18 protein-coding genes are annotated in these 23358 nt (G+C 47.1%); 5 read left to right on the top strand and 13 right to left on the bottom strand.

What is annotated here, in order from left to right:
* Positions 1-6 precede the first annotated feature (6 nt).
* The 4 genes from J0656_RS01810 to J0656_RS01825 are packed head-to-tail and all read right to left on the bottom strand — an operon-like array spanning position 7 to position 4768.
* Positions 7-1815: a sodium:solute symporter family protein gene (locus J0656_RS01810; protein WP_207031086.1), complete on the bottom strand. Its 1809-nt coding sequence runs from the start codon at positions 1813-1815 to the stop codon at positions 7-9.
* A complete protein-coding gene (locus tag J0656_RS01815; RefSeq protein WP_207031087.1) occupies positions 1812-2747 on the bottom strand; it encodes an SDR family NAD(P)-dependent oxidoreductase in 936 nt (311 codons plus the stop codon). Before J0656_RS01815 ends, J0656_RS01810 begins: the two co-directional genes overlap by 4 nt.
* 12 nt (positions 2748-2759) lie before the next feature.
* Complete coding sequence (locus J0656_RS01820) at positions 2760-3641, bottom strand: sugar phosphate nucleotidyltransferase (protein ID WP_207031088.1); 882 nt, start codon at positions 3639-3641, stop codon at positions 2760-2762.
* A complete protein-coding gene (locus J0656_RS01825) occupies positions 3638-4768 on the bottom strand; it encodes a mevalonate kinase family protein (RefSeq protein ID WP_225605629.1) in 1131 nt (376 codons plus the stop codon). Before J0656_RS01825 ends, J0656_RS01820 begins: the two co-directional genes overlap by 4 nt.
* 143 nt (positions 4769-4911) lie before the next feature.
* On the opposite strand from J0656_RS01825, the gene J0656_RS01830 reads away from it, so the two are divergent.
* Complete coding sequence (locus J0656_RS01830) at positions 4912-5940, top strand: LacI family DNA-binding transcriptional regulator (protein WP_207031090.1); 1029 nt, start codon at positions 4912-4914, stop codon at positions 5938-5940.
* A gap of 7 nt (positions 5941-5947) precedes the next feature.
* Here J0656_RS01830 and J0656_RS01835 read toward each other — a convergent pair whose 3' ends face one another.
* Positions 5948-6574, bottom strand: coding sequence for a carbohydrate-binding family 9-like protein (locus J0656_RS01835; protein ID WP_207031092.1), 627 nt, complete (start codon positions 6572-6574; stop codon positions 5948-5950).
* Between the two features lie 244 nt (positions 6575-6818).
* Between J0656_RS01835 and J0656_RS01840 the strand changes: the two genes are divergently transcribed.
* From J0656_RS01840 to J0656_RS01855, 4 genes are all read left to right on the top strand, one after another.
* Positions 6819-7013 (top strand): tetratricopeptide repeat protein, encoded by a 195-nt coding sequence (locus tag J0656_RS01840; protein ID WP_207031094.1) that lies wholly within the window; start codon positions 6819-6821, stop codon positions 7011-7013.
* A gap of 96 nt (positions 7014-7109) precedes the next feature.
* Positions 7110-10340 (top strand): DUF2723 domain-containing protein, encoded by a 3231-nt coding sequence (locus J0656_RS01845; protein WP_207031097.1) that lies wholly within the window; start codon positions 7110-7112, stop codon positions 10338-10340.
* 36 nt (positions 10341-10376) lie between these two features.
* A complete protein-coding gene (locus J0656_RS01850; RefSeq protein ID WP_207031099.1) occupies positions 10377-10652 on the top strand; it encodes a VOC family protein in 276 nt (91 codons plus the stop codon).
* Positions 10653-10975: 323 nt separating this feature from the next.
* The gene (locus tag J0656_RS01855) at positions 10976-11599 is read left to right on the top strand and encodes a class I SAM-dependent methyltransferase (RefSeq protein ID WP_207031101.1); all 624 of its coding nucleotides are present in this window, start codon (positions 10976-10978) and stop codon (positions 11597-11599) included.
* Positions 11600-11601: 2 nt separating this feature from the next.
* On the opposite strand, the gene J0656_RS01860 is transcribed toward J0656_RS01855, so the two are convergent.
* From J0656_RS01860 to J0656_RS01895, 8 genes are read right to left on the bottom strand one after another with little or no spacing between them, the layout of a single operon-like run.
* Positions 11602-12969, bottom strand: a complete 1368-nt coding sequence (locus J0656_RS01860) for an MATE family efflux transporter (protein ID WP_207031102.1) — start codon at positions 12967-12969, stop codon at positions 11602-11604.
* A 2-nt stretch (positions 12970-12971) separates the two neighbouring features.
* On the bottom strand, positions 12972-15191 hold the full coding sequence (locus J0656_RS01865; protein ID WP_207031104.1) for a DUF5916 domain-containing protein: 2220 nt from the start codon (positions 15189-15191) through the stop codon (positions 12972-12974).
* A gap of 12 nt (positions 15192-15203) precedes the next feature.
* The gene (locus tag J0656_RS01870; protein ID WP_207031106.1) at positions 15204-16634 is read right to left on the bottom strand and encodes a DUF3526 domain-containing protein; all 1431 of its coding nucleotides are present in this window, start codon (positions 16632-16634) and stop codon (positions 15204-15206) included.
* Entirely contained in the window at positions 16631-18058 is a 1428-nt protein-coding gene (locus J0656_RS01875; protein ID WP_207031107.1) for an ABC transporter permease, read from the bottom strand. Before J0656_RS01875 ends, J0656_RS01870 begins: the two co-directional genes overlap by 4 nt.
* Positions 18059-18068: 10 nt before the next feature.
* The gene (locus J0656_RS01880) at positions 18069-18770 is read right to left on the bottom strand and encodes an ABC transporter ATP-binding protein (RefSeq protein ID WP_207031108.1); all 702 of its coding nucleotides are present in this window, start codon (positions 18768-18770) and stop codon (positions 18069-18071) included.
* Positions 18770-19966, bottom strand: a complete 1197-nt coding sequence (locus J0656_RS01885; RefSeq protein ID WP_207031109.1) for a DUF4374 domain-containing protein — start codon at positions 19964-19966, stop codon at positions 18770-18772. The genes J0656_RS01880 and J0656_RS01885 overlap by 1 nt, the downstream gene beginning before the upstream one ends.
* 30 nt (positions 19967-19996) lie before the next feature.
* Complete coding sequence (locus J0656_RS01890; RefSeq protein WP_207031110.1) at positions 19997-22438, bottom strand: TonB-dependent receptor; 2442 nt, start codon at positions 22436-22438, stop codon at positions 19997-19999.
* Positions 22439-23356, bottom strand: coding sequence for a hypothetical protein (locus J0656_RS01895; RefSeq protein ID WP_207031111.1), 918 nt, complete (start codon positions 23354-23356; stop codon positions 22439-22441).
* Positions 23357-23358: the final 2 nt, after the last annotated feature.

A 23358-nucleotide genomic window follows, 5' to 3' on the forward strand; every position in this document is an offset into this window, starting at 1 on the left:
AATAGGTTATTCAATGATATTTTTAATTCGTTTCCACAAGAGGAGTAGTGCACCTCCTGCCAGTAGACTGATTCCCGTCCACACCAAGGCATAGGTCCACCTACCGTATATCCAGTATCCCACGGCAAATAGGGCCGCATAGATAAAAACACTCCCCACGAGCATCGCGAGTATACCACTGGGGACGCTCCAAGAGGTTTCGGCATCGGCCAGATCAGAACTGGGATGACGGTCTATAATTCGCTTCCATCCCGGTCCTCCAGGCCTGGTCTTTTGATAAAAACGGTACAATACCCCATCGTCCTCTGGCGGGGTCAAATAGGTTACGGCAAGCCAGGCAACAGTGGTCAAGGCGACCACTACAATATATTCGGACCAATCGGGCAGGATTCCAACGTCCGTTGCGAACAGGTATGCGCCCATTGGTGTTAATTTGAACAGCAGGGAAAGGGCGCCGGAAACGAACATGGCCGTGATCTCGCTCCAAGCATTGATACGCCACCAAAACCAACGGAGGATAAAAATAAGTCCCGTGCCTGCGCCAAAGACCAATAAAACCTCGAACAATTGCAAAGCATTCTGTAGCACCAGGGCCAATAGGGCACTGACCAACATTAAGCCCACGGTGGCCATCCGGCCCACCCGGACCAATTGCTTTTCTGAGGCATCCGGATTGACCCTACGCTTGTAAAAGTCATATACGATATAGGAAGACCCCCAATTGAGCTGTGTGGAGATCGTGGACATATAGGCCGCCACCAAGGAGGCCAGTACGAGTCCCAACAAACCGGCGGGCAACAAGGTGAGCATGGCCGAATAGGCCAGGTCATGCCCCAGTTTGTCCTCGGATACGATAGGAAAGGCCCGTTGAAGGCTATCCAGGTCTGGAAACACGACCAATGAAGCCAGTGCGACCAATATCCAAGGCCATGGGCGTATGGCATAATGCATGACGTTAAAGAAGAAAGTGGCCCCAATAGCGTGTTTTTCATTTTTGGCCGATAGCATCCGTTGTGCAATATATCCGCCTCCCCCGGGTTCCGCACCTGGATACCATGAACTCCACCACTGGACCGCCAAGGGAATGACCAACAGGGGGATCCAGGAACGGGAATCGTCCATATCTGGTAGGATATCCAGTTTCCCTTTGACATTTTCATGGGCAAGGAGTACTTCAAGCCCTCCGACCTCCGGTAAGTTGACCAGGTAATACGCCGCACCTACCGCTCCGATCATGGCCACAAAAAAGAGTACGAAATCCGTATAGACCACCCCCTTAAAGCCACCTATGGCACTAAATATCACTGTGATCAGTCCTGCGGAGACCACGGTCTGCCACGGTTCCAGCCCCAACATGATACCCCCTATCTTAATGGCTGCCAAGGTTACCGCGGACATGGTGATCACGTTAAAGACCACACCGAGGTACAAGGCCCGGAACCCCCGTAAAAAGCGCGCCGGTGCACCGCCATAGCGCAATTCATAAAACTCTAGGTCCGTATTGACATTGGACTTTCGCCATAGGCGTGCATAGATAAAAACGGTCAACAGTCCTGTCAGCAGAAAGGCCCACCATACCCAGTTCCCGGACACCCCATTGGTCCGTACGATATCGGTCACCAGATTGGGCGTATCCGTGGAAAAGGTAGTCGCGACCATGGACATGCCCAGCAGCCACCAGGGCATGGAACGCCCCGAAAGAAAATAGTCGGCACTACTACGGCCCGCACTTTTGGACACATAGATGCCAATGCCAAGCGTTACGGCAAAAAAAGAAAAAATGATGATATAGTCCCAGAATTCCAAAGCAATCATACGCGCTGTTTTCCTAATAGTTGTTGTTCATAATACGTGATGGTCTCCATGAGCGCCCTATCCAATTCATAGATGGCGTTATAGCCCAAATCGGCAAAACGGGTCACATTGGCCCTGGAATGTTTGACGTCCCCTGCCCGTTCGTTCTCGAAGACTATCCGGGAACGCGAACCGGTAATGGAGATGATCTGTTGTGCCAGTTCCAATATAGAGGTACTTTGCCCCAGGGCCACATTGTACATTTCCGTTCCCTGTTCCATGGCGAAAAGATTGGCCCCCACGATATCCTTGACATAGATAAAATCCCGTGTCTGATGACCATCCCCATAGATGACCAAGGGTTGGTCCGTCAATGCTTGTCGTATAAATATGGGAACTGCCGCCGCATAACTCGAGGAGGGGTTTTGACGTGGTCCAAACACATTGAAATAGCGCAAGGAAGTGGTCGGAACCCCCCACTGCTCCCGATACATCCGAAGGTAATATTCGCCATCCAATTTGGTCACGGCATAAGGGGTCATCGGTTCAGGGGCCATCCCTTCCTGTTTGGGCAGGGTCGGGTTGTTGCCATAAATGGCGGCCGAACTGGAAAGAACGACCTTACAGCCCTTGTTTTTTTTGGCAGCCTCCAGAATGTTCAGGGTCCCCTGAACATTTATAGCAAGACATTCTTCGATGCGTTCGAGGGATTCTGGGACACTCACCAAGGCCGCCAAATGAAAGATTCCCTTGGCACCATCAGCCAATGCGACCATGGTATCCCTGTCCCTGATATCGGCCTCTACGAATTCCACCGCCAAGTGTTCGATATTGGCCGGGAAACCTGTTCTCAAATTATCCACCACGATGACCTTGTGCCCTTGCGAAGCCAAGCTTTCAGCTATATGGCCACCAATAAAACCGGCACCGCCCGTTACTACATATTTATCCATTCCATCACACATTTAGGCCCAATCCAGCACACTGTAATGCGCTTCCAGGTACTTTTTCACATCAACAATATCATCTTTGGCCGTTAGATCGGGAACGTGCTCCGAGAATGGCACCCCTATGGCGGATCGGGGGAACTCCCCCAACATGTTCAAAAAAGCGGTAGGGAGCTCCTTCTCATCACGCTCGGGATGGACGGGGCAATTCTTAAGATAGGGATACATTTTTTCGCCATCAAAGGTGAACGCATTCATGCTCACTCGAAGTTTCCCCCATTGGTCCCTGTAGGCGTCCACTTGATCTGCCTTGGGCTTTTCTATAATATCCAGTAGATAACCCTCGTCATCCAATTTGGCCAGGGCAAAGCGTGAAATACGTTCTTCCGGGAAATCCATCGCACTACGATCATACGCGATGAACGCGTTAGGGACCTCCGTGACCCGCAGCGCACGAAAAGCTTCCACTGAATATAGATTATCACTGTTACAGACGGAAAAACGCTGCTCTTGCAACTCGGGGTACTGGGTTACGGCCTGATACAGAGCATCTGCGGTACCGTAGGGTTTGATCATGCCATCAGGTACAAATTGCACGGCAAAGTTGATTTCCAAACCATGGAAATGATTGCCCGCACTTTGGGATCCATAAAAGTCTTGGAACAATTGGCCGTTTTCGCCCACAACGATATAAATATTGGTAAAACCGGCCGCTTTGGCATTATATAATACATAATCCAACATGGGCCGGCCTTGCTTGCCCACCCCAATAAGTCCTTTGCTACGTTCATTGGCCTGCTTGATATCCTCTTCGCTCAAACCATCTGAACGTGTGGCCTCTTTTTTCATTCTGGAGGAGGCTCCCCCAGCCAAGATCACTAAACTTGAAATTGCCTTCATTTTGATTTATTTTGATTAGCTGTTACGACATGGGTTCCCGGGTCGACATGGACCGCATACGCATCCCTGGCCCCGGCTTGCATCAATGCGTCGATGATCTTTTGCTGTTCGCCCGCTTTGGAAAGGACAACGATGCTCCCCCCCCTTCCCGAACCAACAATTTTGGCGCCTAGGGCACCTGCAGCGTTGGCACCATCCACCATACGGTCGATCAAGGGCAGGGTTATTTCCAAATAGTCCTTGAGAATATGGTGGTGCGCGTTCATTAGTTTTCCAATATGTTCCAGGTCGATTTTCGGTTTCCTGAATGCTTCCAAGGCCCTTTGGGTGATATCATGATTGCGCACGGCTGCCTCAAAATATACCCGTAGCCCGTCGTTCACATAAGGAACATATTGGGGAAAGTCTTGGATACTAAGTCCCTTGATATCAAACCCGGGAACTTTTTCCTTGACCCTATGGATGGCCAATAAAGCCTTTTCCTTCAATTCGCCCAGCACCCCTGTGGTCTCCTTGGGAATACCGGATTCCGCAACGATCAGACCGGGTATGTTCAGATCAAAGACCTCATAGCTCAAATCGTCGCCCGTCTCCAAATAGATGACATTGCCGAGCCCTATACTATACTGGTCCATTTTGCCTCCTGGAAAACCATGAAAGGCCACCTCTGCCTCATAGGCGATCCTGGAAATAAATTCCTTATCGATAGTGGCACTGCATCCATATGCCGTCACCAAAAATTGGATCCATGAAACGATTACGGCACTGGAACTGGAGGTACCTGCATTGATGGCAATATTACCGGTAATGGTGATATCATAACCCTGATTGGGAACACATCCATAGTGCTCCAAGATATCCATGGCGGCCAAAAAATAATCCCCTCTTGGCACCGGGCCCTTTCTATCGATGTCGATATATCGATGTCCTCCGATATCCGGAGTATCCACGAACAATCTTTTTTCACCATTCGGCTTGGCCCTTAAGGTAATGTGCCGATCAATGGCACAGGCAATTACAGGCAATTCCAAATAATCTTGGTGGTCGCCGAACAAACAGGTTCTCCCAGGGGATTTCACAACGATTTCCCCGGTATCCAAAAACGGAACTATTGAATTATCTATCACTTACTTACCATATTAAATACATAGGAACCACGATAGATTCCTTTCAATTCTGGTGCAATATATAAAAAAATGTGTACGTACACACTAAATTAGTGTTATCGTTAACACGAATAGATTTCCATTTTTGGATATATTTGTCCGTCATGAAGAAAAAAATCACCATTAAGGACATTGCCAAAGTGGCCAATGTATCCATAGGCACTGTGGACAGGGTCATACACAAAAGGGGGAAAGTTTCAGAAAAAGCACTTCTTAAAGTCAATGCGGCCCTTGAGGAGCTGAACTATAAGGCCAACCCCTTGGCACGTTCCTTAAAAAACAATGTGATTTATACCATTGCCATCTTGATTCCCGATCCCGAAAAAGATCTGTACTGGCTTCCTTGTCGAAAAGGTATTGAAGAGGTCATTTCGGAATATGAAGCCTTTGATGTGGATATCTCGGTACATTTTTTTGACCCTTCAAAACCCACGTCCTTTGTCCAAAAGGGCATGGAACTTATCGCTATGTGCCCCAATGCCTTTTTGTTCGTACCGTTGTTCGAACGGGAGAGCGACCGGCTCCTGGAAGCGCTGAACCAACGGGATATCATCAAGGCCACCTTTAACAGTCTACCCCGAAACCATGTGGACCAACATGTTGGGCAGGACCTTTATCTAAGTGGCCGGGTCGGCGCCAAGCTTATTTATGACTTTGTACGGCCCGCTTCAAAAATCGCCATTATCCATATTGACGAGGCGTTCAACAATGCCATCCATATGCAACAAAAAGAAGAAGGCTTCAAGTCATTTTTTAAGGAAATGTCCCCTGGACATGAGATCCACACCAAAATTGTGGATACCGAACAAATACGGCAGACCTTATCCGACTTCATTCAGGAAAACCAGATTACGATGTTCTTTGTGACCACCTCAAAGACCTACGAGGTAGCACGTACCTTGGAATCCTTGGACATGGCAGGTACCGTTGTCGGTTATGACCTACTCCCGGATAACCTCAGCTATTTAAAAAAGGGAAGGATACAGTTCCTGATCCATCAAGCACCGGGGCTTCAAGCTTCTTTATCTTTAAAAAGTTTGGTAGAAAAGCTCCTATTCGATAAAGAATCACCCAAAAAGCAATTATTGCCCATTGAGATCATCAATTCGGAAAATGTCGAGAGCTATCCGTAGGTCCCTGTCAGCCTAGTATCAATTTCCCAAAAGCGGACTTTACATGAAAATCCGGGGTATCGGTCCCAGGGTCCACCCAAGTGATCCAATTAAAGCTGGGCGCTTCCCCGTTTCCGGTTCCAAGCCGCTGGCAATCTCCCCTGAAAATCCCTGCATTCAAATTCCCGTCTTTTAAAATACCCAGATCGGCCAAAGATTTTAAACTGATCTTTGCCTCTACCAGATAGCCATCCTCATGGACCTCGGCCCGAACGGACAATTCTTCCTGAGGCCAACACCAGGTATAATCAAAATCCCTATAAAACGAGGCCCTGTAATCCAAGATCCTACCAAGAGGGTCCAACTCCAGACAATAATAACGTTCCAAGTCCTCATCGGTCCTAAAAAAGATCTCTATCCTGTCCGAATCGGCAACATCGAGTTTATGGTCCCTATCAGTGGAAACCAAAATTTCCCTATCCTTGACATCATACCTGAGGTATAGCCAATCCTCATCGTACAATGCCCTAAATAATGTACGCTGTACAGCTGTGTCCGTCCAAGGTTGGATAAAATCTTTAAGGGTATCCGCCCTACTCCAGGCATCATTATCAAAGTCCTGCCCTGATAAGGACCTCACCTGATACGTTTTCATGTTTTTTTGCTTTTATTGGGAGAAAAATGACCAGAGATATGTCGGTCAACCCCACTTTTTAATGAGATTACTAAATTAATAAAGGACATGGATTTCCTATTATAGATTGTCCATTTTATTTCACTGTTCTTTCTTTCAAATAAAAAAGCACAAGAATACCATTAATAAGAAAATTGAAAATTAAGCTTTTCAATGGTCTATAACATTAGACAGGAATACTTTAAATATGCCAATGAGGGACAGCATGAAAAAAGCAATTGATATCTTAAAGTTTATTGTCCAGGCTTGTTCCAATCAATGGTATCCCTACAGTATTCTTGCAGAATTTCAATTACAGGCCGGGCAGAAGGATGAAGCCATCAAGAACTACAAAAAAAGTTTGGAACTGAATCCAAATAATGAGCAAACCATTCAACAACTGCAAAAATTGGAACATTAGCAATAAAGGAAAACCTTTCTCTAAACCAATTTAATAAATCGCGACGCCTAAAAGATTATTTGATAACTTGTAAGAGAATAATCTAACACTGATCTAATGGCCATTAACTATAACAAATGGAACGTTCTTATGGGTTGGGGAGTGTTCCTGCTCAGTCTATTGGTATATTCCTTAACGGTTGAGCCCACAGTAAGCTTTTGGGATTCCGGTGAATATATCGCTTCATCCGCCAAATTGCAGATTGCCCATCCTCCGGGAGCACCTTTGTTCCAGATGATAGGGGCGTTTTTTGCCCAATTTGCCCTAGAAGCTGATCAAGTGGCCAAAATGGTAAACTATATGTCCGTTCTTTCATCGGCTTTTACCATTCTTTTTCTTTTTTGGACAATTACCAACCTTACCAAAAAATTGGTTGCAAAAGATGGGGTCTTTACCGACAACAAAGCTTTTATGGTAATTACCAGCGGCCTAGTGGGAAGCCTGACTTATACGTTTTCGGATAGTTTTTGGTTCAATGCAGTTGAAACCGAGGTCTATGCAATGGCCAGTTTGATCATGGCTTCACTCATTTATTTGGGAATACGTTGGACAGATGACCTTGATGAACCAAGGGGAAATCGATGGCTGTTACTGATTACTTTTATAATAGGCTTGACCTTTGGCGTACAGTTTATGGGGTTCTTGGCGATACCGGCAATTGTTTTGATGTACTTTTTCAAAAAACACAGGAGTATCTCACCAAAGAAGTTCATTGTGGCCAATATCGTCGCTATCGGTATCCTGTTGTTGATTTTTAAGTTTTCATTGACCTATGTACTTAAACTTTTTGGCTGGAGCGAGGTCTTTTTTGTAAACAACTTTGGACTTCCCTTCAATTCGGGGACTATTTTAATGGGTCTGTTCCTTGTAACATTATTTTGGATAGGGCTGAGATATACCAAAAAAAAGGGTTTTGTAAATGCCAACACTTCCATATTGGCCTTGGCATTCCTTTTTATGGGGTTTTCCACTTGGTTGATGATGCCCATTCGAGCCAATGCACATGTGGTCATCAATGAAAATGATCCCTCCGATGCACGCGCACTTTTGGCCTATTACAATAGGGAACAATACCCCAGTGCGGAAAGTCCCTTTTATGGTGCCTATTACAGCAATAGGTTTGGAGATTTTGGCGAACCGATGGATGACAAACCCAAATATGAAAAAGATGAGGCATTGGGGAGGTACGTGGTCGTCAACAAATACGAGGATGCAAATCAAAAGCCCGATAAAAGACATGTGGGATTGCTTCCAAGACTTTGGAGCGATCAACATGCGGAAAACTATATCGCTTATTTCGGCCCCTTGGATTTTGAGGTAAAACCAAAATTTAAAGGAAACAAGGAAATTGCCCAGACCATTGCGCAAATTAAAACAGGTTTCCAGAACGGAGATTTGGACGCTTCCGATTATGTCCGTGCATTGGAGACACTTGATGAATATATTACCGTTCATCCACCCACTCTTTGGCAAAATTTGGAGTATATGTTATCCTATCAGTTTGGATATATGTATTTCAGATACCTGATGTGGAATTTTACAGGTCGACAGAATGATTTACAGGGGCGTTATGATGGCAATGGAGAATGGCTCAGTGGCATACAGCTTTTGGACGAAGCCCGATTGGGCAATCAAAAATATCTGCCACAGGATGACCTGAAGAACAAGGCGCGAAACACCTATTACTTCCTTCCTTTGATTTTGGGGTTATTGGGCTTGGTGTTTCAACTTTCCAAGAACCCGAGACAGTTTTGGGTCTTTTTTGTGTTCTTCTTGTTTACGGGATTGGCGATTCAGTTTTATACCAACCCGACCATTTTTCAGCCTAGGGAGCGTGATTATTCTTTGGTGGGATCATTTTATGTCTTCTCCTTGTGGGTTGGAATGGGTGTATATGGCTTATATGAAATGGTAAAAAGCATGGGGCGTTACCGAATCGTTTCTCGTGGATTGGCGGTCATATGTTTGGCCTGTGCGCCTGTGTTGATGGCCTTTCAAAATTGGGACGATCATGACCGATCCAATAAATTTACCGCAAGAGCGGCCGCTAAGGCATATTTGGATTCGGTGCAGGAAAATGCTGGTGGCATACTTTTCACCATAGGGGATATCGATACTTTCCCATTGTGGTATGCACAGGATATCGAGAATTATAGAACAGATGTTAGGGTTGTGGTCTCAGGATACCTATCAACTGACTGGTATATCGATCAGATGAAGCGTAAAGCTTATGAAAGTGATGCCGTTCCATCCCAAATGACACATGACAAGTACCATTACGGTGCCAGAGATGTGGTTTACTACAGACCCATTCAAGGTCTAAAGGATAAAAGATGGGAAATAAAGGACTTTATGAACTGGATTGCCAGTGACCACCCAAGGACCAAAATTGGATATTTGTTTGAGAGCAATGGGGCCGATGTAAGTCAATATTCCGATTACGCCAAAGAACTTGTTTATTATCCCACGAATAAAATTCGGATCCCTGTCAATAAGGAGAATGTTCTAAGTTCGGGATTGGTCAAAGCAGAGGATGCAGACCTTATCGTGGATTATATTGACATTGATCTACCAGAGACAGGACTTACTAAAAACCGGATAATGATGCTGGACATTTTGGCTAACAATGATTGGCAACGGCCCATTTATTTTTCTGGGGGCAGCTATGATGATGCTGAGTATATTTGGATGAAGGACTACCTTCAGTTGGAGGGACTGGCCTATAAGTTGATTCCCATCAAAACTCCCAATAACAATTCAATTGAATTGGGACGCATAGATACGGAATTGATGTATCAGAAGGTCATGCATTGGGAATGGGGCAATTCAGGAAGTCCTGAAATTTATCATGATCCCGAAACAAGAAAACACTTTGGGGTAATAGTGAGAAGCACAGTTGGCCGCTTGACCGAACAACTCATCCAAGAAGGTAAAATTGACAAGGCGCGGAACATTGTTGAATTGATTATGGAAAAAGTACCAGTGGAATATTATGGCCACTATGTTTTTGTGGAGCCTTATTTGGATGGGTATTATAAAATCGGTGAAACGACCAAGGCCAGGGAATTGTTTGGTTTCCTAAAATCCAAATACCAAGAAAAATTGAAATATATCGGTAGCCTGACACTTGATCGGCAATATGATAATGTGGAAAGATTATTAAGGTCTATTGAGGGGTACAAAAGAGTATTGGGAATTGTCGAATCCAATCAGGACAATGGAATTCTGGAAAAAGAGGTTGAAGAATTCAATGAAACCCTCTCAAAATTTGAACTGCTAGAGGAATGAACATAATTTATCCATAATTCAATTAAAGAATTTTCAATGTACAATAGAATTGCCCATATCGCCTTGGTTGTAAAAGACTATGATGAAGCTATCCACTTCTATACAAAAAAACTGGATTTCGTTCTTATTGAAGACACTAAAATTGACGAAACCAAGAGGTGGGTGATTATTGCGCCAAATGGGGCAAAAGAATCCTGCTTGCTGTTGGCCAAAGCTGCCAACGAAAAACAATTGGCCTGTATTGGAAACCAAACAGGAGGTCGGGTTGGTTTTTTCCTTTTCACAGATGATTTCAGGAGAGACTATGATTAAACTGACGAATCGGGGAGTAACATTTGTGAGGCCTCCAAAAAAAGAACCTTACGGGGTTGTGGCCGTATTTAAAGATCTTTGTAGACTCCATACATGAAAGAAAGACAAGGATGAATGACGGCAATAACTTTTCAGGACACGCAACCTTTTCGCTGTGGGGCAGGCATTATTAAAAGTAAAATGCGATTTTATACCTTGACTACGAACTAAGAATAGAGGTCACTGTGTATAAGGAAGGATCGCTAAATAGAACTTATAAAATCTACCTTTAGGTTAGTTTTGGTTTAGTACCATTATCTTTGTCCAACACATCGTTGAAAACAATGGAAAATACGGAATGGAAAGGTCATTATAACAAGCTGGAGAAATCCTGTGCCCTGCCTTCCACCACTCTTTGTAAGGCCATTCAATTGATAAATGAGGGCTTCGACCCACCACAAGAGATCCAAGCCGTGGACCTTGGTTGTGGCAATGGCGTCGATACCGCGGCCATGCTACAAGAGGGGTACCATGTACTTGCCATTGATAAGGAACCGGATGCATTACGGCACATTGCCAAAACATTGGCCCCAAGATATTCCGGTAAACTGAGGGTACTGCTCAGTCCGTTTGAGGATCTGGATGAACTCCCTGCCAATAATTTGGTCAACGCCTCATTTTGCCTTCCCTTCTGCCCCCCAGATCATTTTGCTCCCTTCTGGTCCCTGATTTCCCAATCCATACTTCCGGGAAGGTACTTTTCCGGACATTTTTTTGGTCCAAGGGATTCATGGAGTTCCAATACCCAAATGACCTTTCATACGAAGCAAGCAGTTGAGGCACTGTTCAGGGGTTTTCAACTGAGCTATTTTGAAGAAACGGCCAAAAATGGCAAGACCATTTCGGGAAAGGACAAGTTCTGGCACGTTTTCCATGTGGTGGCCCAAAAGGAAAAGGTTCTGGAATAAAGTTATGATCGGAACTTCCCAAAAGGAGTCCCACTTGAGAATGAAATCTTTTTGAGCACCTTAAAGGATACCAACCATAAAATTAGGGCATAGCACATGTTTTCAATGACCAAACTGTAATAAATGCCATCCAACCCATACGATTGGGACATCGCCCAGATGATGGGTGCAAACAACAGGAATTGACGCCCAATGGGCAACGCACTTGCCAGCCTTGCCCTGCCCAAGGATTGAAAGAGCACGACACTGCTTGAGGAAATGGGCATGGCCAAAAGGACGGCCAAGATGAGGCGTAAATTAAATATCTCATTAGCGTCCATCATCTTTTGTGGCAACATCACTTGGATGATATGGTCGGGGAACAATAGTACCGGAACCACCAAAAAGATTGCCAGAGCATAGCCGGCCCATCGAAAAACAGAGATTCCATCCTTAATTCTCTGGATTTCTCCAGCCCCATAGTTCACACCAATGATCGGTTGCATGGATTGATACAGGCCCAACAAGGGAACGCCCATAAATGAAAACAGCCTAAAAGCGGCATTGAAAAAAGCGATTCCCTCCAAAGTGCCATAATGGGCCACCAAACGGAACAGTACAAACTGCCTAAAGACATTGGACAGTTGCATACTGAAAGCCGATAGGCCTACACCCAGAACCTCCTTTTGAATTTGTGACTCCAGTCTAATAGTGAACTTCCCGGTATCAAAAGAAGCCTTGCCACTAACAAAGTAATAGGAGGTCAAGAGACAATACACGAACATCACTGTAATACTGCTCCACGCCGCTCCCGCCACCCCCAAACCCAAAACCTCGATAAAAAAAGGTGTCAATGCCACATTGAGACCGACCGCCACCATGGTAATGTTCATGGCCTTTCCCATCTTTCCCTCTGCACGGATCAACCCATTGGCCGACAGCCCATAGATACTGAAAAAAATGCCCAAGGCATATACTTTAAAGTAGGACGTTCCGTAATCCGACAATGTACCTTCTACCCCTACCAAGTACACCAAATCCTCTGCAAAAAAGGCGCCTATGGTAGTCAATACAAAAGAACTTAACAGGGATAGGGCCAACATATTGGGAAATATCTTCCGTTGCACCTTGGTCTGTCCGCTCCCTATGGCCCTGCTGAGCATGGAGGCCGAACCGGAAGCTATACAAACAGTGACACTGGTGACGACCAACAGCAGCGGGAACAGCATGGACACCCCCGTAAATGCCTCGACTCCCAAGAAATGGCTGATATAGAACACATCGATAAGTCCGTTGATGGAGATTACCAGCATACCCAAAATACCGGGAAGGGAAAGTCTCCATAGAAGTTTCCAAAGACCGTCACCGACTAGATCAAGCTTTTTTCCCAATTCTAGAACTGTTTCAAAAAAGTGATCTTACTGATGAACTGTGTCGTTCGTTGTACTGGATCGAACAGATCCGTTTGGGTATCATTGAACACCAAATAGATAAAGGACAAGGGCATATATTCCCAACTGAAACGTATGTTCCATCTTCCTTGCTTGTCAAAACTGTTGTACTGATAGAACGAGGAGAGCTGTACCTTTGGGTTTAAGGCCAAGCGGAGGCTGGCCGAGTATAGGTCCGTATCCAAATCCTCCTCCAAGATGCCAACACCATTGATGTTGTTGTGCTCGTAGTCGCCCGTGATCGCTATGTTCGGTAAGGGGGCGTACCGCAACCCGGCCACTGTGGTGTTTCTGGTACCATTGTAAAATTTTCCAAAATCATACTGTACGGATCCGGACAATTTTTTGGAGCGATCAGTGTTGTACCGGAGCAGGTAACGGGTATAACTATAGTTCCCCTGTTCGATTTCCAGTCCCAACGGGGCAAAGTCAAAATTGATGTTTTGCCAAGTCGGGGTAAAGGAAGCCTCAACAAAGCTATTGTCCTTGAACCAGGTAAAGATTGGGAAAATATACAGGCTGGCCTGTTGGAAGTTCCCAAAATTCCCAAAATCATGGTAGTAATTTAAAAACGCTCCGGGATCCCATCGCCTTACAAACGGCAAGCCCTTGGGCCTGACGATGGCATAGCCTCCTGGACTGTGGTACATTACATCCTTTTGGAACACATACCCCATATCAGGGGCGTAATCCTCGCTCACGAAGGCATTCACATACCCTAAATAATACTTATTGGTCTGTGAACCCGCGAACAATCTACCTGCATATCCCAGGTCACCGGTCCCACTGTCCAAGGATGTCGACAGTAGATACGACAAGGTAAGCTCGCTCTTGGGCCGGATCAGCCCATCAATGGAAATCGTGGCATTGTTTTGGCTTTCAATTCCCAGACTCCCCGATGAATCATCCAATCGATAGGTCACCATGGCGCCCATATTGTTCTCCTTTCCATAGTTCTGGGTGTAACGGGCCACTCCGAACGTGCTACCGGTACTGTTATCGGTTTCCCGTTGACGGACCACTAGCGCGGCAAGGGTACGGTCCTCGTTCCTATCGGTAAACCGCATACCCGCGTCCAAAGGGGCCGGTGCCGCGTTGAAACTGTTTTCCAATCCAATGGTCCGACTAAAGAAAGGGCGCACCTGGTTGTTGCCACCGCCGGCCCATATACCCGAGTTTTCCAAAAAGAACTGCCGTCGTTCCGGAAAAAAGATATTGAAACGTTCCAGGTTGTTCACTGCCCTATCCACATCCGCCTGGGCAAAATCGGTGTTGATGGTAAGGTCCAATACGGCATTGGGATTGATGGCCCATTTCACGTCACCGCCCACTTTGGGCTCGCTGGACCTTTCGGTGACCGAACCTCCTGATTTATTCTCATCGTATTGGTACAAGGTATAGGGTTCGATACGGATATTGGCCGAAGGCGGGGGCACCTCCAGTCCCGTGAGCTTAGCGGCATAGGTCATCCTGTTCTGTGAGAAGGATTGGGGAATGGCGGGAAAGACGGTCTTCTCAAAATCCTTTCGTGCCAAACGGTAAAACGTAACGCCCCACTCGATCGGAACACCGGGCACGGGCCTGTCGTAACGGATCGACTTGAACGGGATGGCGAACTCCGCATAATAACCTTCCTCGGTCCGATGGGAGCGTACCCGCCAAAGGGCGTTCCAATCCTCATCGGTATTGTTGTCGTTGAAACTTTGGAGGTCCAACTGATTGCCATGGGGCGTGGTCTGGAAGGATACCGCATATTGTTTTGTATTCTGGGCATCGATCTGGATGCCGAACACATCGTTCTCGCCATTGTCAAAATCACGCCTCAGATCCTGCATCCGCACCCCTTTCTTCCCCAAGGAATCGGACGCGAACACCCCAAAATAGATGTGCTTGTCGTCATATAGCACACGTACCGCTGTAGGGTTCTTGATCGGACCGCCCTGCTGGGGCTCCACCCTAAAAAAATCGGTGATTGGTCTGGCCAATTGCCAATCCCCTTCATCCAAGCGGCCATCTATATCAATTTTACCGGTGGCCCGTACCGCTGAAATGACAGTGGGGGTTTCGGGCGGCGGGAAATTCCCTTCCCTGTCCTGTGCAGTACCAATGGTACAGATCCATACGGATACTGCTAAACATCTTATACTTTTCCTATTTTTCATACTTAGCTTTGGTTATGTCAGTTTTCGGTTAAAAAGAAGAAGCCCTGCCCCCATGATCAAGATCACACCAAGAAACAATTCCAATAAGCGCTTCATAATATTGTTCATTCTTGTCCCCCGGTCCACAGACAATTCAAATGTTGGTAGGTCCCCATAATCCCCTGCAGCGATGGCATGGCCAAAAAACAACCTGCTGAAATAGAAATGGGTGATGTTCCTGTGAAAGTTTTCAATGGACCGGTGAAAGGATTGAAAGGTGCCCAGATCCGTTTCCACCACTTCGTTGAACACCCCTTGTGCATTTACGGCCGGATTGATCCATCGGAAGTTGGAGATCCATGCTTCCCGCAGCCGGATCTGTTCCTGATATTCCGTTACCTCTTCCCTATAATGGGCATCGTTGAGGGCAGTAAAGGCGGCATAGGCCTTGGCCAAGGTATTTTGGTCGAGTAGCGAATCGGCCCCCTGATATACTTTCTGGGTTTCCAGATATTCCAAAACCACCGTCTTGGCCTCCTCGAGATCCTCCTCATTCTCCAAGCTTTTCCTGCGGGTTATTTCGGTCAGAACCGTACTGTCCACAGGATGGGAAGCAGTGGCATAACTGTTCAGTACTGCTGGGAAGACAATAAGGAAAAACAACCAAAGGGCAGCAGCGGAGATGGCCGTCAACGAGGAATTCCGTTTGAGTGCCACCAAAGCATACATCAGGGCAAACCAAAAGCCCAGATAGCATAACAAAGTGGCCGACCATAGCACCGCTGCGAGTCCGTCAAGGCCGATACCGGAGACCATAAAGCCAATGAGGGACAGGAGGATTCCCAATCCGGTGATCAGTAAAAAATAGAACCCGAACCGGACCAGGATGATCTTATTGAGGCCTATGGGCTGTATGTTGAGCAAGGGCAGCACCCCATTTTCCTTCTCTTCGGCATACAGCCCATAGGTAAAAGCGATGACAAGCAGGGGAAACAAATAGATGAGCACAAAGGAAAGGTCAAAATTGCCAGCATACAGCTTGAGCGGATTGGCCAGTTCCCCTTCGAACAATTGATAGTACAGGCTCATCCCTGTCAATTTGTAATAATAGGGCTCCACATCCCTTTGTCCCAAGGCCAGGGCCGCATAGGCATGTGGGGGCAAAATGGCATGGTACCCATGCCGGTGCCAAGCATAGGCCGGGTCGGAAGCTATTTGCAATACCTGTTCTTCCTTGGTCGAGGAAGGGGTCATTTCAAAACTCCTTCGGTATTCGTTGAACTCATCCCGTTCAATCTCCCCAACCGCTTCAATGGTCTGGCGCTGTACTTGGATTATGGCGTTACCATAATAAATGGCATACAGTCCCAATAAGAGGATACTGGCGAACAGGAGCATTTGAAAGCTGTTTCGAAACATGGATATGGCCTCAAATCGCCACAGGATTTTCAATGTCTGTATCATAGGTTCTTGATTTTACGTGGGATGGTCATAAGAAAAAGAATCCATAGCACCCATAGCGTCAAGGCCAAGAGTTCCGCTCGATAAAACGAAAGGGCTCTCTGCGCGGTAAAGGAAACGTATCGAAAATCCTCAATGGATTCCCATAACTTCTCATCGGCCTTATATTCAAAGAATTCACCGTAACGGGAATTTTCGGCCATGTCCCTGTTCATTGTCCGAATGAGATTGCGTCGGTATGTCTCGGTCTTGGCCGTAAAATCATTGAAGCTGTACCAGTCCGTGCCCGCCATTGCCATGGACAGGTTTCGCACGGCCATATAAGGGGCCACAAAAGCCAATAAACTCCCTATTCTGTTCTGCTCCTCGAAGCGCGCGTATAATTTGTCATTGTGGGCATCATACACTTTATTGGAGTATTCCTCCCCTTCCTGCATCCGGACCCCTTCAAAATTCAGGGGCAGTTGATCTAGGGATGTTACACCATAGTGTGCCAAATAATCCTCCTTAAGCCTTGCCTCCCGTTCCAACCTGGAGCCCGCCCCGTCCATTCCATTGGCAATATCCGAATGTATCCCCTCCTTGAATGCCTTCATCGAGGGCAGGGGATAGAGGGTCTCACCAAAATTGGCCGCGGTTTTGGGGATGATGACTCCCGTTACCATCCAAAAGGTCAAAAGGGTCAATAAGGCGTTTCGGGCACTTGACGATTTGAGGGATACCCAAACCGAAAAGCCAGTGAACACAAACAAATACAGCGCATAAATCCCAAAGAGCAGCACGGTACGAAGCCCGACATCGGTGATGACCTGATTTTCGCTCTCTTCCCCGCTGAGCAGGTACAGTCCGATAAAAAAGGGGGTCAAAACAATAAACCCAACCAAGGTAAAGGCCACAACCTTCCCCATCAAGATCGATCGTACCGATACCCCTTGGCTTATCAACAGCCTGAGCGTTCCGGTCTCCCGTTCCTTGGTAAAAGATTGGAACGTAATGAAAATGATCAATAAGGGCAATAACAATTGGAGCACCAAGGCGGCGGTCAGTTCCCCAAAACGGATGGCGCCCCCATAGCCCTGTACCGGTCTGAACATGAACTCATGGGGGTAATGGGCCTCTAGGTACACAGAGGTGCCTGTATAGGTATCCAACCCATGATCAAAAAGGCTCAATATGGTTTTTGGTTTAAAGACATAGGTCCCATAGTGTGCGGCTATATGCGGATGTTTCTCCCCTTGCTCCAACCACTCCGTCCGTTTTTGATCACTTGCCCTGTCCACCATCAATTTTTGCTGTCGATACACCTGATGTCCCGTATAAAGCCCCAATAGCATAAGCCCGATGACCACACCGAGAAGTGTCCAAAGTGTCCTCTGCCTTGCCATATTCTTGATTTCCTTACTGGCCATCAAAAAAACTGTTCCCATAGTTGATGTTTTAAGCATGCATGTGCCTTAAATATTTACTTTCCAAATCGTTAAAGGATATCTCACTGGTTTCCATGGTCTCCAGCAAGGTCCCTTCTTTCATGATCCCAATATGGGTACCGGTATCCTTGGCCCTAAAAAGGTCGTGGGTGGCCATCAAAGTGGCCACCTTTTGATCTTTCATTTCCAAGAGCAGTTCGGAGAACTCATTGCTGGCCTTTGGGTCCAGGCCGGATGTAGGCTCATCCAAAAGCAGCACCTTGGCACCCTTGGCCCTGGCCAGGGCTATGCCCACTTTTTGGCGCATTCCCTTTGAATACCTGTCCACCCGTTGGTGGACAAAATCCTTTTGCAAACCCGATTTCAGCAACAAGGACTCCAATGCGTCCCGATCTTGCCCGACCCCGCCCAGTCCACAGAAGAATTCAAGGTTTTCAAGACCCGTAAGGTTCTTGTACAGCTGTAGGTTTTCGGGAATATAGGACAGCCACTGCTTCGTTTTCCGGGCGTGCTCCGTCACGTCCAGACCATTGATCAATGCCCTCCCGGAAGTGGGCTCTATAAAGTTCAGGAACAGATTGATGGTCGTTGACTTTCCCGCTCCATTAGCTCCGAGCAGGCAGAAGATATCACCTTCATCAACGGTGAGGTTCAACGAATCCAGTGCGGTGAACCCTCCGTATTTTTTGGTCAGGTCTATAGCTTCCAGCATTATTCCCCGTTTAGCGTAATAAAGCCGGAAATATAACCTCCATTGCTCGTAATTCTTTTTTCGACCCCTTGTGTTTCGGGATCATAACCATAAAGTGCATCCTCGTTCACCCCTGCAATGGGGAAAAGCAGTTCGCCCGATTCCATTTTTCTGGCGAACGAAGTCCTGGAAGCCGCAAATGTATTGGGCAGTGACTCATCAAGATCGCCCAGGTCCTGCGCTGCATAAAGGTCTATTTTGTGGTACCTGAATGCCGGATCGGCACCATCGGTACCAAAGAAGTTGTCATCGTTTTCCGATATCAAGGTCAGGGCCTCCCCGTTCCCGGTCAGGTACAGTCCAAAATAGGTCTTGCCCTCCATAGCTCCCAGATCAAAGAAATAGGACGCATCGAAATCCGTTTCACCTGCTTTTATGCGGAACACCCCGCTCGGCTTGTCACTGAACAGGCCCGAGGCCTGAAGGTAGATATCACCATTACTGTCCAAGGCCATTATCTCCGAGGCCAATGTGTTGAACGGTGTTGCGCTGCGACCGTCACTGATGACCTTTTCCAAGGTATTGTTGTCAGTGTTCACCACAGCGACCATGACTTCCCCGGATCCTCCAAAATCGTTGAGGGCAACAAACAGATGGTCATCGCGGGCGATCATATCGGAATAGAAAAGACCCTCGCCTGCCTCGCTCAAATCAATCTCCCCGGTGATCCTCATGGTAGTGGGATTGAATTCCACCACCTTGGAGATTCCACCACCGACGGTGGCATACCCCTTGTTTTGGTCCAATATCTCCACAGTGGAAAACGAATTGGAACCGGGTACGATGATTTCTTGGTCAAGCACCGCTTTGCCCCCATCGTCGAAAATGTATTTTTTCATCGTGGCCGGGGCCCCAAACCCTGCCGTGAACATGGATTCCCCATCGGAGTATATGGATGTGTACTGGCCAACTTCGGTACCATCACTATTGTCGATGGTTGATACATCAAGGTCGGTAAGACCAAGCAGAAAGCTTGTTACGGTCTCGCCTGCCCCGGATACCAGGGAAACCCCATAATTGACCTCGACGACATCGTCCACTGGGGGACCGTCATCCCCGGGAACGGAACCGTCATCGTTGTTGCACCCCATCAGCAGAAGGGTCAGAAAGATTTTTCCCAATAAAAAAATGGCTTTGTCTGTGTTTGGTTTTTTCATGATTTTTCAAATTTTAAATGGAACATTGATTTAGAATAGTATTGCTTTGAGCTTGACGTGCCAGGACCTTCCCGGTTTTTGTACCCCAAAATTGTCAAAGACCCTTTTGTCCAAAAGGTTATGGGCCTCCAAGGTCAAGGTGTATTTTCTACTTTTATCGGTATAGGATACCCCTGCGTGCTGTACCCATTGTTCAGGGATGGTCAGTTTGTCCTCCCTTCTGCCATCGATTTCCCAATAGCGAAAGAATTCATGTACATACTGTGCGGTCCACCAAATCTGTAAGAGGTCAGTATCCCCCAGCAATCCAGTTTGGGTGAACTGTAGTTCCCCATTGCCGAAGAGGTAGGGCCTATTGGGAAGGCGGGCACCAAAATAGCGGTTGCTGGACACCCCGGCATCCTCCTTGTCCGATCGGTTACGGAGATCTTGGTAGGTAGCGTTCAATGTCAGTGACACCTTTTTGATGGGATAGATCTTCACTTCACCCTCAACTCCCATGATCCGTGCCTTCAACAGGTTCTCATAGGTGCTCAGCACGGGCGGGGGCACGGCCTGTAGTATGATGATATCCTTCACCTCTCTAAAAAAACCATTGACCTCGGCCGTCCATTTGGTCCTTTTGTACTGGATCCCCAAATTGATGTTATGGCTCCGCTCCGGCCTCAGGTCCGGGTTTGCCGCTACGGCCACACTGAAGTCCCCCAAGGTCTCCACACGGTCGGGAAGCCGTGTCGCATATTCATAGGACAGTTTCCCCGTAAAATCCGTGCTCGGTTTCCAGGAAAAGGACTGCATGGCCCCAAATTCGTTGTTCTGCTGTCGGGTACTGACGGCTTCCCCTTCCACAATTTCAAATCCCTTGGCGTGGTAGTGGTACCATTTAATACCGGTCAAGCTTGTCAGGTTTTTATCAAAAAGTTCCTTTTCAAGGCCAATACCGATATTCAGTTTACCGATACGTATCGGTCGTGCAAAATGATCCTCCCCGTAGAACGCTTCGGCCACGGGGTCTTCACCCACCCTTTTATAAAGGGATCCCACCCCGTTCAGGGTCCATTCGGTATTCCCGTTTGGTGCATAGGTGAACTGCAGCCTCCCCGTGCCATTGTTCCCCGTGAGTTCGAGATCGTTCCGTGAAGTGGTGATCTCACCCCCGGAATTGCGCCGTCCCACGATCTCCCCCCTCCAATTGTAAATGTTCAGGGTCGTATCGATGAACTGTGTCACTATCCGATTGTATCCTATATAGGCCTTGGCATCGACATTCCGTATGATTTCCTTTTTATCGTATTCCAGGGCAGTGTTGAAGGTCCTTACTTTGTTCAGGGCCTCCCCGTAGGGTTGTCGCATCTCAAAATTGTGCTGTATCTCATCGTAGAGCCCAGCTATGGAAGCGCTCAATGAAACACGATCGGCCCATGGGATATCCGAAGCGGATAGGCTCCCCCTAAATAGATAGCTTTTAAAGGCATCATGGAATTTACGGGTGGATATGGCCTGAGGGTTGCCGTTTTCATCCACGAGGTTTACGTCATCTACGGTGTAATCGTTATCCGAGGCATTGTAATAGCCGGAAAAACCCAGATCAAGGTTCTTCATCAATTGTTTCCCGGCATTCAGGGCAACATTCCAGGTACCGAACGATCCATACTGTGCGCTCGTTTCCAGATAATCCCCATTAGCTTTTTTAGGTACAAGGTTCACGGCACCGCCCAGGGCGTCCGTTGCCAGACTGACGGGCACCGCTCCCTTGTAGACCTCGATCCTCTCGATCTGGCTTGTCGGCAGCATGGCCAGGGACGGGCCCAATCCTAGTTCCTGTGTAGGGAGCAGGTAATCCATGGGGATTCCATCGATAAAAAATCTCACCTGCCTCCCAGTGAGTCCCTGAAGTGAAACCTCCGCCGAGTTCCCTACCCCACCACTTTGGCGCACCCTCACTCCGGGGACCGTGCCCAACAGGTCGGAGGTAGAAACCGATCTATGGTGATAGGCCTCAGTTTCCACCAAGGAGACTGAAAGCGGACTTTTCTTGATCTGGGTCGCTTTTGATTCCCCTTGAACCACCACTTCGTTGAGTTGGTTCTGGCCTGGTCTCAAAATAATCAGGACTTCAACATTCGGATTGTCCTTGGAAATTTCGAAGGTCCTATGGATCGTTTCAAATCCTACGTGGGAAACTTCTAGGGACAATATACCATGGGGAAGGTCGGTAAATTTGAAAAATCCGTTTTCATCGGAAGCCTCGGTCCTTTCCAACAGCGGTATGCCTATATGGGCCCCGATCAATGGCATCCCTTCATCATCGGTCACCGTCCCTGAAAGTACCGCTTTTTGGGCGTGCATATGGCTTGCTAAGAATAGCAGCAAAAATATCGGACCAAGTCCCCTTTTTATATCGCAAAAGAGATTGGGTCCCATCATGATTTGGTTTTGGACAATCCTGGTTTGGTGCAGTAATCGAATCATTTAAAGTTTTATTTGTTCAATAAGTCCTTGTTCTTCCATTTCCCTGAAAACATCCTTTTCCCCCTCTGACAGGGATCGTATGTGAAACAGGCCATCGGCCTTTTCCCAAAGATTTTTTGAAATTGGATCGAGTTGGAAGGCCGTTTCCCCTTCCTTTGGCATCACCCATGCGGTGCCATCCTTGTTTATGGAGAGCAGTTGTTGGTTCCTCAACAGGTATGGGGAGGGTTCTTTTGTCAAGGCTATTATCTCCCGCTCTTCATTGTAGATCAAAAAATCCCTTCCCTTGGTCAATGGAATCTGTTTGCTTTCATGCGAAAGCATCTCAAATACCTCCACTTGGGTCTCCATGGCTCCCCCTGCATCCGTAAGACAACGTACAATCTTCACGGGTGTCCTTTCCGCAGATTGGTTTTGGACGATGGCCATCCTTCCCTTTTGTCCTTCATCGACAGCTTTCAAGGAAATTCCTTCTACCCAAAAATGGTCTTCCCGCCTTGTCCTGGAATATTTCACTTTACCATTGTTGTGTACCTCTGATATAAGTTCGTATTTGCCCAAGGGGGCATTCTCTGGAAGGGAATAGGTAAAATAGTAATGACGTCCCGATTGGATGTTCTTGAGGATTTCCATCAACTTTTCGCGCTTGCAAGAGCCTTTCAGGTAATCGGCCAAAACAAGCAACGGTATATTCTTGTTCAGATATTTCAATTGTTTACCAGATTCTCCGGCATGCACCTTTTGATCGGGAAGTGCCAGTACATGCTCCTCAAAAAGCATGGTGATATTCCCCAAGGGGTCTTTGACCCCGATCCGCACCAAGGGGAATATGTGTGTTCCCTTTAGAGAGGCCGTGTTGAAGTTCCAATGGATGGTGACGGTCTTGCCGGGCAGGGTTCTTTTGGGAAAGATGCTCATGG

Source organism: Flagellimonas aurea, from assembly GCF_017313785.1.
Lineage (GTDB): Bacteria > Bacteroidota > Bacteroidia > Flavobacteriales > Flavobacteriaceae > Flagellimonas > Flagellimonas aurea.